Here is a 14,991-nt window from a genome sequence, read left to right on the forward strand (position 1 = left end):
ATGAAATAATATGGACAACAATTTTTGGATATCCGCTGCAATAGCTGCTGTTGTGGGTGGGGCCTGGCTTTTCAAGAAAGGGAAAAGTACATATTCATTTATCAGAAAAATACGCAGGTCTTTTAAAGGCGTATGTCTGAACCCTAAATCAAGATTGACCGACGAGCAATGCAAGAAGATTGCCATCGGTGCTATGTATGCTTCTCAGCAAGGAGCATATCAGAACTCGATAGAAACCGGTATTCCCGATATGCTCCCCAAAATACTTGGAGAATGGTGGGGAATTGAGACTACGGAAGATGCCCGGAAAGAACTGGACTATCTTTGCCAAAAAGGATACCGGTATTATTTTCCCTTTGTCTATCAGGCATTCCTGCTGGACAAACCGGAAGAACAAGATGAAATCTTTCAGCAGAACATGACTTCTCAAGAAGATTACGACAAGATTGTCATGCAATTTCAGAATTTGCAGGAAACCTATGAGGAACTGCTTTCCTGCAAAGTGATTGTGAGCAAGGAAGATTTAAAGCGTTATGGCGTTGCCGGTTGGGATGCGGGACGAATCTGCTTCCTTGCCCGTGCTTGCTGCGAAATGGACTACATCTCCGAAGCGGATGCCTGGAGATACATAGATGTGGCATACGACATGGCACATTCGGCATTCTCTTCGTGGAATGATATGGCTATGAGCTATGTTATCGGACGTTCCTTGTGGGGAGGAAAAAGTGCATACAATTCTGTAATGAAAAGTACTGCCGATGAATTGATGACACATGAAAACAGCCCGTGGAGAAAATACGTTTGGTAAACAACTTTTTTACAACTCTACTTTAGTAAGAAACCGGCTTTTCACAGATACCGCATTATCTGTCTTGTCTGTATGAAATGCGGTTTCTTCTATTTATAATTTCAATTATAGGACATATATCATACATGTAGCACAAGAAAAAGAATAACACAAGCAATATATATTACAACTTGTGTTTACATTTATTTTGTATAATTTAATTATGGCAACAGGATTCAGACCGAAATATGAGCGGACAATAGAGTTAGCCGGATATTCATCCGAAGAGCTGATGCTTCTTGCCATTGAGGCATCCAAATCTCTCGGTTGGCAAGCGGGCAGTATAAAACGTGATAAATCAGATTTTTATACGCCTACAAGTTTTAGATCGTGGCAAGAAAAGGTTATTCTTTCTGCAATAGACGGGAAGGACGGACAACTTCTTGCTACAAGCATATGCACATCCATGCAGTTCATGGACTGGGGAAAGAACAAGCAGAACCTTAATAAGCTTACAGCTACCATGCAGCAGTTGCAAAATGTTCATAATATCTCTCCGACGGAAGCCGATACTGTAAATAAAACCACGTGTGCATATACTCCGGAAGAAAAGAATACTGTCATTGCTCATATCCGTCACTTCTATGGAGGTATTAAAGGCATCACAAAAAACATTGTTTCACCGTCAGGAGTGGAAATCCTCATTGTTGAACCAACAAGCAGGTTTGACTGCTATACATTGGTAACATGTGGAGCAGGTGCTTCTGTTATGCCGGTGCCGGATAAAGCAACTCCTTCGAGGTGTAAATTCTGTATGTGTATGCCACCAACATGGAATACAGAAGACTCATGGCCGATTGACTGGCTTTTGCAATGTGTCTCATGGCTTCAACAAGGGGATTCCTGGCTTGCATGTGGGCATTCGCTGTCCGATGGTACACCGTTGCAGGATGATACTCTCATGACATCCATGTTGCTTACCATTCCCGAAGAACGGGACAAGGGTGCGGAAAACTGTCAACTGCCCAATGGAGATTCTGTGGCTATTTACCAACTGGTTCCTGTATATACGGAAGAAGTTCTGTTCAAACAAGCCAATGGCATCATTCCTCTATTGGACAAGATGAAGAATGTATCATATATTGTCGATACACACAGAGAAAACACATGTAGAAATTTTTCTGCTTTTGAAGAAAACGGGGATAGTTCCATAAGCATGGATGAAAAAGCGAATGCTTCCTTACGTTCAATACTGACAATCCGTAAAGGGAATATGGCAACACCCCTGCTTGTTTATATCAATATTGCCCTATTTGTCGTCATGTCGATATGCGGAGTGAGTCTGCTTGCTCCCACAGGAATATCCATCATAAAATGGGGAGCGGATTTCGGTCCCCTTACACTTACCGGTGACTGGTGGAGGACCATTACCTGTAATTTCATTCATATAGGAGTGATTCATGTTCTTATGAATATGTACGCACTGCTGTATATCGGAATATTCCTGGAACAGCTTATCGGCGGAAGGAGACTTATAAGCGCATATTTTCTGACAGGATTGTTTTCGGCTCTTGCCAGCTTGGCAATGCACCCTGAAACCATAAGCGCCGGAGCTTCCGGTTCGATATTCGGACTTTATGGAATATTCCTTTCTTATCTGGTGTTCCATCACAGGATAGAAAAAGGGCAACGCAAGTCCTTGTTATACAGTATCGGTTTCTTTGTATTCTATAACCTTATGTCCGGTGCAAGAGCAGAGGGCATAGATAATGCCGCCCATATTGGCGGACTTGTGTCCGGAATCATATTAGGCATCATATACTTGCTGACTGACCGATTTGCAACGAAGAAAACCTCTACCCTCTTTATATCGATTACGGAAATTTCTTTTGTGCTGATCTTTACGGCACTTTTTGCAGGACAGACATCCAACCTGCCGGCAGATTTTATAGAAATCAGGGAGATGTGGGAGAATGGTACACTTGAAGAATACGCACAAAGCGTTTCTTCTGAAAAAGATACTATTGAAACAGATCCCAACACCTCGTACTATATGCCGCAAAATGCAACGGATGTTTCCACTTTCACCGGAAGTGAAACAGATCTGGGCAATGGAATGAAAGAATACATAAATAATAGCTGTGGCTTCAGTTGCCAATATCCGTCAACTTGGGAAACAATAGGAAAGTCCGATACGGAACAGATATTGCAACTTCGAGGACATGGTGTCAGCAGTTTAACCGTTAGCTACATCAAAGCTCCTTCTAAGGGAGCAATGGAACATATGTATGATTTATTGATTAATTCCATGAAAGACTCCCGGTCAGAAAACATAAATATTCATGGAAAAACATTCGAAAGGATTTCGGGAAAGATGGAATGCGCTGTAGCAGGCGGTGGAAGTATCCATATAAATCAGAATATTGTTATCCATATGAATGAGGAGACACTGGAAAACTTCATCATTACTTCCACAACATCTGATGACTGTTCTGAATCCGAAGTTCAGGAGATTATAAAGACCATAAGAATAAATTAGACTGTGAAAAATATAAAGTATTCAACGCTTATGAGGAAAAGACTATTATCTCTGCTGCTCCTTTCACTTTACGGGAGTATGCTCTTTGCACAAGAGCCACTGGATATTAACGATGTGGAAAGAGTTCCATTGGGAGATTTTACATACCAATGGCGGAATATATATGACCGTACTCCACTACATGGAAAGTGCCGGATTATATTAAGCTACAGGTCTTACACCATAGCCCATTTCAACAAGGATGGCATTCTCGATGGATTATATGAAAAATATGAAGACAATCATCTTGTACAGAAGCTGACCTATGTAAAAGGTATACTAAGGGGAAAAGGGTATGAATACTATACAGACGGCACTGTGAAGAAAGAATGTGTCTGGAACGAACAAGGAAAGATAGACGGGTTGATGATAGAATACAACCGGATAGGAAGAACGGAATGGGACTACAAGAATGGCGAAGTGGACGGACAATAACGAACATTTGACAATAACGGTCAATTAATCACGTTCGTTTCGTACAGCAAAGGTATGCAGCATGGTCCTTTCCGCATCTATGAAGAAGGCGGTACTGATATGCCGCCTTTTATAAGAGAGGGGTATGCTTGGGGATGGCGCGGCAAGAAAGGCGAATATAAGGAAACCTGGGCACTGAGCGGAAAGCCGAAATGTATAGAGCATTACACAGAGAAAGGCGAGAAAACCGGCCGGTGGCAGGAATGGGATGAAAACGAGAAACTTGTCCGAGAGGAAAATTATACGGAAATGCCATATTATTCTGTGAAATTTGACAAGAATAGCTATCCGTTAGAACGGTACTACTATAATGAGGACCTGTCAGTGAAGAGCATACAGGAGTTCTATCCCGGAACGGACAAGATAATGAAAGAAGAATATAATCTTGATTTCAAAAACTTCAAGCGTGACTATCGTCAGTTTTATGAAGACGGTACAATACAGGAAGAAGGGCATATGAAAGGCGGAGAAGTGGTATTTGCCAAAGAATACTATAAAAACAGGCAACTGAAATGCGTCAAAAAGATACAGAATGTATATGGATATAAAATTCTCACCGTTACGGAACTATATGATGAATCCGGGAAGCCGTTACCTATTCCCTCCGGTACATTCTAACTAAAAAGCAGATTTGGATTATTCTGCTTGTTTCAAATTAAGGATAATGCCGGTATCGTGAAAAGGCGTCAAAACACTGGCACAACTTTTTTGTTATATATCTATGTTTTAGTATTTTTGTAATCAATAGGCAGCTATTTCTAATTTATAAAAAATATACTCTATATGGATAAAGGTATAAAACAAGTTGTGATTCTTTTGGCACATCCCGACATTAAAAGTTCGCAAGCCAATAAGGCATTAATGGATGCTGTTAAAGAAATGGAAGAAGTGGCAATATACAATTTATATGAAATGCGTCCGGAAGATGCCTATAATATTGATTTATGGAGCAAGATTATATCGCAGGCATCTGCTCTTGTGTTTCAATTCCCGTTATATTGGATGTCGGCTCCTTCCTTGTTGAAGAAATGGCAGGATGAGGTATTTACTTATTTGGCTAAAACTCCGGCTGTGGCAGGAAAGGCATTATTGGTAACGGTCACTACCGGTTCCGAATACAGTGCATATCGCAGTGGGGGAAGAAACAACTTTACAATGGATGAACTGTTAAGACCTTATCAGGCAAGTGCCCTACATGCCGGAATGGTATGGCAGACACCTGTTGTCGCATACGGAATGGGAACGGCAGATGCCGGGAAAAACATTGCAGAGGGAGTTAATGACTACAAACTGAAAATAGAGTCCCTAATAGGAAAGAGTCACGTAAGCGGTGATTGGTGATACTCCAGCGGCAATACCCGTAAAATAACAGAACCAAGCATCATTCGTCTGAAATTTCGAATGGTGCTTGGCTGTTTTAGTAATCAGCATATTGATTTTACCTGTATACTATCCCTTTCGTTTGCAGCATGGTAAAATCCTCTTCACGCATTCCTATATCGTTCAATGAACGGGCTTCATTATGGTCATTGAGGTATACTCTGTTTTTTTCGGTATATGAAGCATTTATTACGGACAATGAATCGTTTCGGCTAGGTGTGTCTATGCCACCTAATTCCAGCATCGTCTGGAAGAAAGACGCACTGGATGAAATATTTTTCTGTCGGTTTATCTCTGCATTTTTAAAAAGATCCGGATAATTCTTCCGATAATTGTCAGACATCCATATCAGAAAAGGCACGTGTATCTGATAATAGGACGGAACGGGTGAAGCATGCAGGAAAAGGTGACGGTCATCATCAAAGATATCCTCTCCATGATCTGAGGTATAAAGCATTGCCGCATCTATGTCCTGTTCCTGTAACATCCGGATGAGACGAGCCAGAAAATTATCTGTATACCGGATAGAATTATCATAAGCATTTATCAGATTATCCTTATATTTCAATTCTGCATCTACCGGAAAATCAGGCAAAAAGAAAGCGTGGTCCGCCGGATAGCGTTCCCGATAATTAAAATGGGAACCATAGGTGTGGAGAACGATAAATTGCTTGGAAGCATTTTCTGCCAACTCGGCGGCTACCAGTTTCAAAAGTTCATCGTCCGAAGGATTGTAACTGCCATCTCCTGCATCTTCTTTAATGAAATCGCATATATCGGCTTCTTTTCCAAAGAAATCGATGAAAGAATGGTTATAGCGTTGATTGGAAAAGAAAGCAGTCCGGTAGCCCGCTTCCTTAAATGCTGTGATAATTCCTTTTTGCCGATAGATGGAATTGAAGTCGTGCGCCGTAACCGAAGACATCAGCATAGGGACACTTTTGTGCGTAGTATTGGATTCTGTCAGTACATGAGAGAAGGCTGTCAATCCTTTTATTTTGGTAAGTTCCGGATTCGTATTGCGGTTATACCCGTAAATAGACCAGTTAGCGGCACGGGATGTCTCTCCGATTACCATAACATAAACTTCCCTATTCTTCTCCGGACGGGTGGTTTTTGCCTGAAAAGTAAAATCTTTAGAGGTTTCCGCATAGTGTTGCGTCTGTGCAGTACGTTGGAAGGCAAGTGCAATATTATAACATACGTTTGCCGGATACAAATCCGATTTCAATTCATAACGGGCATCAAACAGATAAGCAGCTACCAATGACAGAATTCCTGCAATGACCGTTATCCGGGCACGTTTACGTTCTCTGCGAACAAACGTTTCCGATAGTCTCCGTTTCTTGCTGACGGCCACCGCAGCCAAAACCAGCGCCGGTATATATAGCAGCACAACAATAATAATGGCGGGAATCAGGTTGTCCAGCAATTCCAAAGCCTCACCGGGATTTGTTGTCACCAGATTGAGAAACATATCTACTGCAATAACAGACTGTCCGAAAAGATATAGCAATACAATCTGGAATGCTCCAAAAAACAGGAAAGGAAACAATATCCAAAAAGTCTTGCCACAATTTCCCGACCAACTCATTATCATGTGATATATGGAGAATGGAAGCAATACATTGCACACCTTCGCCACAAGTGGCATAGGTTCAGTAAAACATAGTACGATATTGGGTACTATCAGAATTATCAGGAACAAGTAATACAAGTTCTCTTGGTTTTCAAACCATTTTTGAATTTTTCTAAAAAGCTTCATTGATATTAAATATAAATCCGGTCTGATGTTTGCCAAACCCTAAATCCAAACGTACATTCACCCTCTTTTTAAATTCCCAGCGATAGCCGAAGCCATAATTAGGAAGAATATGCTTCACGTCAAACTCGGAAAACTTTGGGAAAACAGTTCCCGCTCCTACCCATACAGTCACTCCGTTTCGTTTCCATACATGCTGGCGAAGCTCAATCTGAGCATCCATGGCACATTTGTCACGATAACGCCCTTCATAATAGCCACGCATGGAATACGAACTGCCTAAAGTTGCCAACAGTCCCCAAGGTGGATTTCCGTAATTGAGCAGTGTATGAAACTGCCCCGCCAGAACGCCGCCTTTCCATATGGTATGATAATACCTCGTATCCAGTTCTGTACTGCTGAAAGCATATTTATTTCCCAAAAATGCCGGACTGAAACGTTGGTCTATCCTCAAATAGTATCCTTTATACGCATTTGTCAGGAAGTCGCGCGAATCATAAAGCAACGATAAACCTACACTTAGATTCGTAGTATGCGTGCTCATGCCTTCCCACAGTTCCGGTTTTTCAAAACCATGTCCGTATACATAATCGAATACAGCCATGGGACCTACGTAGAAATTACGTGCCAACCGGAACATAAAGTCCACTTTCATCTGTGCTTGAAAGCGGTCATAATCGCTCTCATTGTCACTGTTGGCACCATTGTCGTATCCTGCACCCCAATACAGACTGGGAAAAGAATAGAAATACAGATTGTAGTTCAAACGATACTTATCATGAGGAAACAAATGCGTTCCACGTACTCCCAACAGATAGAAGCCTACCGTAGAAACATCTCCGTACAATGAAACATTGGAAGGCGGCAGAATCGTATCGTTCCGGTCGGAACGGTAAAGCCCCGCAGCCACCAGTCCCAACCCTAATTTGGTATCGCTGGAGTAGTGCGGTCCGCCGATAATGCTAAAATCGAATTTCTTATTTTTCTTTTCTTTATTGGCATCGTTAAAATAATTCAGAAATTTTCTGAAAAAGTTCCGCTTTACAGGAACAGAATCAAGAATGATGGCAGAATCCATGTCTGCCGAAGTATTTGCTTCTGCCAAACGTGTTTGTGCATGCACAGCAGTTACAGTCACCAACAAGATTAAAGATAACAGACATCCTTTTAATTTTGTGTTCATTCTCTATTATTAAGAAAACCTCGAAACAAAGTTAGTTGTAAATAATTCATGTTACAACAATGTTACGGGGCTTTTTGTTTCCGTTTCTTCCTATTTAATGTCTGTTATTTCCTTAAAGTATTGTGGGCGTAAAGAAGCGACGGAAATAAACATTTATTCATTCTTATTTGTTAAGAACATATATCAACTTAAAAAAACGAATGATTATGTTAAAACGATTTTTATTTCCTACCAATCCGAATGGCGTTTTTATATCTGTTATATTATTAGTAGTCAGAATTGTATTCGGTATTCTGATGATGAATCACGGTATTGATAAATGGGCAAACTATCAGGAACTTTCTACGGTGTTCCCCGACCCTCTCGGCATCGGCAGTCCCCTTTCTCTGGGATTGGCCATCTTTGGCGAACTGGCATGCTCAATGGCATTCATCATAGGCTTCTTATACAGATTGGCAATGATTCCTATGATATTTACGATGTGTGTGGCATTCTTCATTGTTCATGGCAATGATCCGTTTGCGGTAAAAGAACTTGCATTTGTTTATTTGGTGGTATTTGTATTGATGTATATTATAGGACCGGGAAAATTTGCCGTAGACCGCTGGATTTCCCAATCTCTTTCTCGCAAATAGAAATAAATAAGGCTCTTTTATTTTACAGAATACTGTTTTTTCCAGCTTTTTTAATGTCTATGTTATAAAAATGGTTATATTTGCACTAGTATATATAAATATTGAGATTTTATCTCAATAAAATACAGTAAAATAAAAGAAAGTTATTATGAAAAAGTTCAATTTGAAATTGGCTGCAACTGTAATGGTATGCGGTGCTTTTCTTTTCAGTTCATGTATCGGTTCTTTCGGATTGCATAGCAAGCTGTTGAGTTGGAACGAAGGTATTGGAAATAAATTTGTCAATGAGCTTGTTTACCTGGCATTCAATATCATTCCGGTATATGGTATATGCTATTTGGCAGATGCTTTGGTTATCAATTCTATTGAATTCTGGAGCGGAAGCAACCCTATGGCAAGCATTGGTGAGGTAAAGAAAGTAAAAGGCGAAAACGGAAACTATCTGGTAGAAACTCTTGAGAACGGTTATTCCATTACAAAAGAAGGCGAAACCGCATCTATGGAATTAATTTACGATAAAGATTTGAATACCTGGAATGTAGTTGCAGAAGGCGTCAGCACTGAACTTTTGCAGATTAACAATGACGGTACTGCACAGATGACTTTACCAAACGGTGAAGACCTGACCGTTACTTTGGATGCGCAGGGAGTATCTGCTGCACGTCAGGCAACTATGGTCAATACCTATTACGCTGCACGTTAAGAGTTGAAACAAGATAAAACAGAAAGGCTGCGCAATGTTCGTCAAAGAACCGCGCAGCCTTTAGTTTTTTCAGACGGATATCCGCTTGGCATCAGAATGGATATCCTACCGCAAAATGAAATGCAAAATCGCGGCTGAATTTAGGATGTATAATAGGGAAATGCTCCTTTTTAGTGTTATACACCGGATTGACAGCTTTCATACCACCGTCAAAGCGCAGGACAAAGAAGTCCAGATCCAACCGTAGGCCCAATCCGTAGGCTACGGCTATCTGCTTATAGAACTTATTGAATTCAAACTTCCCGCCCGGCTGGTCTTTGTAATCGCGCAAGGTCCAGATGTTGCCCGCATCCACAAAAATCGCTCCTCTGAACTTCCAGAAAAGGCGTGTGCGGTATTCGATACTTGCATCCAACTTAACATCTCCCGACTGATTCATGAAGTTTCCGTCACCGGGAAACACACCGGGGCCCAAATCACGTACCGACCAGCCGCGTACACTGTTTGCACCACCTGAAAAATAACGCTTTTCAAAAGGCACAATCGTTGCATTGCCGTAAGGAACGGCTATGCCGGCTCCCACATGGAATGCAATGGAATTGCGGTTGTCTATAACGATATTCTTGGCAAAATCGAAATCCCCTTTGACATATTGTGCGAATGGGATACTCAGCAATGAATACTCCCCGTCTTCATTCTTCTTCATGTTTGTCATTCTGGCAAAAGCATACAGAAGATTACCGGCAGACTCAAAATTAAAGCGAATAGAATATGAGTTGCCGATGATTGCATTATTCATCAGGGCTTGTCCTGCGCTATTGTATGTATAGCTGTATCCTGTGCGGACAATCAGGCGGTCGTCGTAGTTGTATTTTAAAATATAGTTCTGTTCGTTATTCAAATATTTGTCGCGGAACTCCTGCGAAATGGAAGGCATATACAGGTAGTTGATATCCAGCAAATCAATGCGATGCTGAGCACGCTGACGTTGCAATCCCCATTTGTAACTCCAATTGGCAGAAGCAATGATGCGTGAAAACTCCGGACGTATCTGATAATTATACTGTACGCCAAATTCCGTAGTAGCACGTATCTTCCTCCGGAAGTCGTTGGAAAGAAACGGAAAGAGAAACCGCGGAAAGTTGATCGTTGCTTCCGCCCCTAATTCCGTATAGTCCTCGTGGTTATATCCGCCTTGCAAGCCAGATACCGCTTCGTAAGCCCCCCGCAGCTTTATCATAAAAGTCTCGGAACCCTTGAACATATTCCGGTTCTGAAATGATACGGATGCGGCAGCTCCCAAGTCTCCTGCGGAGTTGGTTCCTTCCAATTCAAATGATACGGACTGGTATTTGCTCTTTGTCAGCATTACGTAGGCATTCAATTTGGCTGTATCGCCTACCTGCGTTTCAAAGAAACGGATATTGGTATATTTCAATGCCTGCAAACGTCCGAAATTGGAATAGGTACGTTGCACATCCGGTTCGTTGTACAAACTGCCCGGCACAATACTCAGATTATTAGTCAGCACCTTCGGGCGCAAATAAAGTTTATCCTTATAATATATGGGAAAACCCTTGTAATGTACGGAGTCGTTGATTTCTATGCTGCTCAAAGCAGATGATTCCAACACATTATAATCCGTTATAAAATTTACCTTGTTGATGTAGTACTGCCGATGATTTTGCGGGCTATCGTCATTGTGCTGCCGAAAAGGCGCCAGATGCATGGTTACATCCACCTGGTAGGTATTCCTCACCGTATCTGCCGTGTAAGAAATATATTCCTTATTGAATTTATAATATCCGTTACGAAGAAGATTGTCCGTAATGCGCTGACGTTCTGCATCCAAACGGTTTACATCGAAATACATTCCTTCCGTCAGATAAGTACCTGCCGAATCCTGCCGCATATATTCCCTGATTTTCCCGTCTCTGATATCGTATTTAAGAGAACGAATCTTATAAGGTTTTCCACTGGACACCTTATAGGTCAGCTTCAGCTTCTTCTTCTTTATTTGTATAACCGGCTCTACGGTGGCGCTCATATAGCCCATATTTTGTACGGCTTTTTTCATTTCCTCACCGGAGCGCTTCGTTTCTTCTTCCTTATAGATGACCGGAGCGTCCCCTATGCGCCGCAAAGTACGGTTTATCCAACGTGCAGAGTCTCTGCCCGACCAGTTATAGACATACAACTGTGTTTTTATCAGGCTGAACCATTTGGCATTCGGATTCTGGCGGACATACATCGATAGGCCTGAAGGCTTGATTTCCCTGTTGTCCGTCTGTATGCGCACCTCGTCCAACAAATATGAACCTTCCGGCACATATTTCGTGGCAGAACATGAAGCGAATAAGAGTACGGCGGTAGCAAATAGTGCGTAGCGAAAGCCTTTCTTCATACTAAGTTATTAATTGCGCATAAAATACTGCAAATATAGAAATAATCATGTACTTTTGCCAAATAAAACCGAACAACTTATGGCACTGAGCAAGAATCGCATTAAATATATCCGTTCACTGGAATTGAAAAAGAATCGCAAAGCCGATAAAGTATTCCTGGCAGAAGGCCCGAAACTGGTAGGAGATTTGCTGGGGCACTTCCGTTGCCGCTTCCTGATTGCAACTTCCGAATGGCTTTCCGCCCACAGGCATTTGGCTGTGGAAGATGTGACCGAAGTTTCCGAAGAGGAACTTTCGCGCGCCAGCCTGCTGAAAACTCCCCAACAGGTACTCGCCGTGTTCGAACAGCCGGACGAATCTGTGGATGTTTCCGTCATAAGCCGCTCCCTTTGCCTGGCATTGGACGATGTGCAGGACCCCGGCAATTTGGGAACAATCATCCGCCTTGCCGACTGGTTTGGAATCGAACATATCTTCTGTTCGCCCAACACGGTGGATGTCTACAATCCTAAAACCGTACAGGCTACCATGGGCGGCATCGCACGGGTGAAACTGCATTATATTTCCCTGCCCGAACTTATTGCTTCACTGGAAGACATACCGGTATACGGCACTTTCCTGGATGGAGAAAACATGTATACACAACCGCTTTCGGCGTACGGACTGATAGTAATGGGGAATGAGGGCAACGGCATAGGAGATGAAGTGAAACGGCTCATCAACCGGAAACTGTACATTCCCAATTATCCGGCAGAACGCGAAACTTCCGAATCTTTGAATGTTGCCATTGCTACCGCAGTAGTTTGTGCCGAGTTCCGGCGGCAGGCAGCAATGTTGTAGTGTCAAAATTAGGGAAATAGACAGGCATTAGTCCGCAACTTCCGTCAATAAAGGATGGCGGAGTTATTAATAAATTCCGAGAAGCGTTTGTCAAGGAGAAAATTGTGTCAGGTTCTTTCAACTCGTTTTGCGTTAAAAGAACGATTGCTCCCGGCAGCCATTCCACATTTTCTATCTCTTCGGTCAATGGAAATAAACGTACAACCATCCCCTCTTCCGTCTCTATCGCATATTGTTTGAGATAACCGTATGCGGGCAGGAATAAAAAATGTGAAGCGAAACGTTTCATTGTTTTTCAGTGGTTTGGCGCAATCTTGGACGCGGACGCCTTTCAGAGCGTTGACGGACAGTATCTTTCTCTTCACTCTGCCGCTTCAGTTCTGCCGGTTTGCCCGGAACGGGTTCTTTCTTCAGTTCTTTGTCGCCTGCCTCAAGGCTATCTGCCGGAGCCTTGAACAAGGTATCCTTTGCGTGGTAGCGCATCAGGCTGATGCGGTCTGCCAACACATCCCGTGTGGATTGCTGTGCAGGATAATAGATAAAGCCTCGTATTTCTTTTATTTCTCCCAATGTGTCGGCAAATAAAGAAATAGTCTCCGTGCCCGATTGCTTTACCTTGAGCATATCGTTCAGCGTATCTTTGGCATAAAGAACCTGCATTGCCATTAAAGGTGCGTGCAGACTGTCGGGTGTTCCGTTCAGGAAACGGAAACGGACTGTCCAACGCAGCGTATCTCTGTCCTTGAAATTGGTGTCCGAAGGAAGTGTGAAAGTCAGTTTGTTATCCATCGGAGTTCCGGTAAGATAACAGATGTGCCGGCCTCTCCATACGTCTATACTGTCGCCCGGAGAAGATTCTTTGGGCTTGTTGTCGCGCAAGGCTATTAAATGATTGATACCGTCCCTCTCGGCTTTCAACCGCTGGTTTACTTTTTCGTAGACTTTTGTAAGGGCATCCGGATGGCGGGCATACCACACCATGGAAGTATCGAAGTCGGCCTGGGTAATGCCGTGTTTCCTGTAAACCGATTCAATGTACAGCACACGCTTATAACTTTCGCTGTAAGGAACCTCCTCTCCCATTGCCTTTGCAATGTGGAAGTCATAAAGTACGTTTTCCATTTTGGCGTCCGATATAACCGTATCAGGTCTTTTAACCTGACATGCCGTCAGACCGAACGCCAGAAGGATTACGCTATAATACCATTGAATCCGTCTTTTCCTTTTCATGATTTCTTTATAACATGATAGGAATCATTCAAATACTTACTGTAGAAGAGCAACAGCGCTATGATACCGCAACTGATTGCCGCATCGGCAAAGTTGAAAATCGGGCTGAAGAAGATGAAATGGTCTCCACCTATGAACGGCATCCACGCAGGCCAGTTTGTTTCGATAATAGGGAAATAGAACATATCGACCACTTTACCGTAAAGCAGCGGAGCGTATCCGCCGCCTTCGGGCATAAAGGTTGCCAGTTGCGAATAGGTGCTTTCATTAAACAGCACTCCGTAGAATACGCTGTCGATGATATTGCCCAGCGCACCCGTCAGGATGAGCGAGACACAGACAATAAACCCTGTTTTCATTCCATGCTTTATGAACTTGTACAGGAACCAGCCTATCACTCCTACCGCAACGATTCGAAATGAAGTAAGGAACAATTTCCCGAATATCTCCAAACCAAAAGCCATACCGTTGTTTTCGGTAAAATAAATGTAAAACCAATCGGTGATGCGTATGCTCTCATGCCAATACATGTGCGTCTTTACAATCACCTTGATTACCTGATCGATAATCAATACCGAGAAAATAACGAGTAAGGCTATCCGCCCTTTCGTGAAAAAATTCTTCATCCTTATTTCTTGCCGTTGTTTTTAGCTTCGATGCTCAATGTAGCATGAGGCACTGCACGCAGACGTTCGGCAGGAATCAGCTTGCCTGTTTCGCGACAGATACCATACGTTTTGTTCTCGATGCGTACCAAAGCGGCCTGCAATCCTTGGATAAACTTCAACTGGCGTTGTGCCAGACGGGTCGTTTCTTCCTTGGACAAGGTGTTTGCCCCTTCTTCCAGCACTTTGTACGTTGGAGATGTGTCGTCGGTGTCATTACCGTCCGCACCTGTCAGGCTGGCTTTCAGCAACTCATAGTCGCGTTGCGCCAACTCCAACTTTTCCAGAATAATGGCGCGGAATTCTTCCAATTCCGCATCCGAGTATCTTGTCTTTTCTGCCATAACTT

At 42.7% G+C, this 14,991-nt stretch carries 15 protein-coding genes; 8 read left to right on the forward strand and 7 right to left on the reverse strand.

Going from position 1 to position 14,991, the window contains the following annotated elements:
- The first annotated feature begins 10 nt into the window (after positions 1 to 10).
- From NQ565_RS11630 to NQ565_RS11650, 5 genes are all read left to right on the forward strand, one after another.
- Positions 11 to 808 carry a DUF1266 domain-containing protein gene (locus NQ565_RS11630; protein ID WP_005654135.1) on the forward strand — a complete coding sequence of 266 codons (798 nt, stop codon included), beginning with the start codon at positions 11 to 13 and terminating at the stop codon, positions 806 to 808.
- Positions 809 to 1,010: 202 nt separating this feature from the next.
- On the forward strand, positions 1,011 to 3,326 hold the full coding sequence (locus tag NQ565_RS11635) for a rhomboid family intramembrane serine protease (protein WP_005654134.1): 2,316 nt from the start codon (positions 1,011 to 1,013) through the stop codon (positions 3,324 to 3,326).
- A 30-nt stretch (positions 3,327 to 3,356) separates the two neighbouring features.
- On the forward strand, positions 3,357 to 3,800 hold the full coding sequence (locus NQ565_RS11640) for a toxin-antitoxin system YwqK family antitoxin (protein ID WP_005654132.1): 444 nt from the start codon (positions 3,357 to 3,359) through the stop codon (positions 3,798 to 3,800).
- A gap of 54 nt (positions 3,801 to 3,854) precedes the next feature.
- On the forward strand, positions 3,855 to 4,457 hold the full coding sequence (locus NQ565_RS11645) for a hypothetical protein (protein WP_005654131.1): 603 nt from the start codon (positions 3,855 to 3,857) through the stop codon (positions 4,455 to 4,457).
- Positions 4,458 to 4,622: 165 nt separating this feature from the next.
- On the forward strand, positions 4,623 to 5,180 hold the full coding sequence (locus NQ565_RS11650; RefSeq protein ID WP_005654129.1) for an NAD(P)H-dependent oxidoreductase: 558 nt from the start codon (positions 4,623 to 4,625) through the stop codon (positions 5,178 to 5,180).
- Positions 5,181 to 5,277: 97 nt separating this feature from the next.
- Here the strand turns inward: NQ565_RS11650 and NQ565_RS11655 are convergent, their stop codons facing one another.
- Positions 5,278 to 6,984: a lipid A phosphoethanolamine transferase gene (locus tag NQ565_RS11655; protein WP_005654128.1), complete on the reverse strand. Its 1,707-nt coding sequence runs from the start codon at positions 6,982 to 6,984 to the stop codon at positions 5,278 to 5,280.
- Complete coding sequence (locus NQ565_RS11660) at positions 6,971 to 8,164, reverse strand: BamA/TamA family outer membrane protein (protein ID WP_005654126.1); 1,194 nt, start codon at positions 8,162 to 8,164, stop codon at positions 6,971 to 6,973. Before NQ565_RS11660 ends, NQ565_RS11655 begins: the two co-directional genes overlap by 14 nt.
- Before the next feature lie 206 nt (positions 8,165 to 8,370).
- On the opposite strand from NQ565_RS11660, the gene NQ565_RS11665 reads away from it, so the two are divergent.
- Together NQ565_RS11665 and NQ565_RS11670 are read left to right on the forward strand one after the other, a co-directional pair.
- Positions 8,371 to 8,799, forward strand: a complete 429-nt coding sequence (locus NQ565_RS11665; protein ID WP_022103419.1) for a DoxX family protein — start codon at positions 8,371 to 8,373, stop codon at positions 8,797 to 8,799.
- A gap of 148 nt (positions 8,800 to 8,947) precedes the next feature.
- Positions 8,948 to 9,502, forward strand: coding sequence for a DUF3332 domain-containing protein (locus tag NQ565_RS11670; RefSeq protein WP_005654124.1), 555 nt, complete (start codon positions 8,948 to 8,950; stop codon positions 9,500 to 9,502).
- A 91-nt stretch (positions 9,503 to 9,593) separates the two neighbouring features.
- Here the strand turns inward: NQ565_RS11670 and tamL are convergent, their stop codons facing one another.
- The gene (gene tamL, locus NQ565_RS11675; RefSeq protein WP_005654123.1) at positions 9,594 to 11,906 is read right to left on the reverse strand and encodes a translocation and assembly module lipoprotein TamL; all 2,313 of its coding nucleotides are present in this window, start codon (positions 11,904 to 11,906) and stop codon (positions 9,594 to 9,596) included.
- Between the two features lie 79 nt (positions 11,907 to 11,985).
- Between tamL and NQ565_RS11680 the strand changes: the two genes are divergently transcribed.
- Positions 11,986 to 12,747: an RNA methyltransferase gene (locus tag NQ565_RS11680; RefSeq protein ID WP_005654122.1), complete on the forward strand. Its 762-nt coding sequence runs from the start codon at positions 11,986 to 11,988 to the stop codon at positions 12,745 to 12,747.
- Here NQ565_RS11680 and NQ565_RS17030 read toward each other — a convergent pair.
- The 4 genes from NQ565_RS17030 to NQ565_RS11695 are packed head-to-tail and all read right to left on the reverse strand — an operon-like array spanning position 12,698 to position 14,986.
- On the reverse strand, positions 12,698 to 13,036 hold the full coding sequence (locus tag NQ565_RS17030) for a hypothetical protein (RefSeq protein ID WP_074713658.1): 339 nt from the start codon (positions 13,034 to 13,036) through the stop codon (positions 12,698 to 12,700). The two genes, NQ565_RS11680 and NQ565_RS17030, sit on opposite strands and share 50 nt — an antisense overlap.
- Complete coding sequence (locus NQ565_RS11685) at positions 13,033 to 13,977, reverse strand: DUF4296 domain-containing protein (protein ID WP_005654121.1); 945 nt, start codon at positions 13,975 to 13,977, stop codon at positions 13,033 to 13,035. Before NQ565_RS11685 ends, NQ565_RS17030 begins: the two co-directional genes overlap by 4 nt.
- Complete coding sequence (locus NQ565_RS11690; protein ID WP_005654120.1) at positions 13,974 to 14,603, reverse strand: lipoprotein signal peptidase; 630 nt, start codon at positions 14,601 to 14,603, stop codon at positions 13,974 to 13,976. Before NQ565_RS11690 ends, NQ565_RS11685 begins: the two co-directional genes overlap by 4 nt.
- A gap of 2 nt (positions 14,604 to 14,605) precedes the next feature.
- Positions 14,606 to 14,986, reverse strand: a complete 381-nt coding sequence (locus tag NQ565_RS11695; protein WP_005654117.1) for a TraR/DksA family transcriptional regulator — start codon at positions 14,984 to 14,986, stop codon at positions 14,606 to 14,608.
- Positions 14,987 to 14,991 lie beyond the last annotated feature (5 nt).

The organism is Bacteroides stercoris ATCC 43183, from assembly GCF_025147325.1.
GTDB lineage: Bacteria > Bacteroidota > Bacteroidia > Bacteroidales > Bacteroidaceae > Bacteroides > Bacteroides stercoris.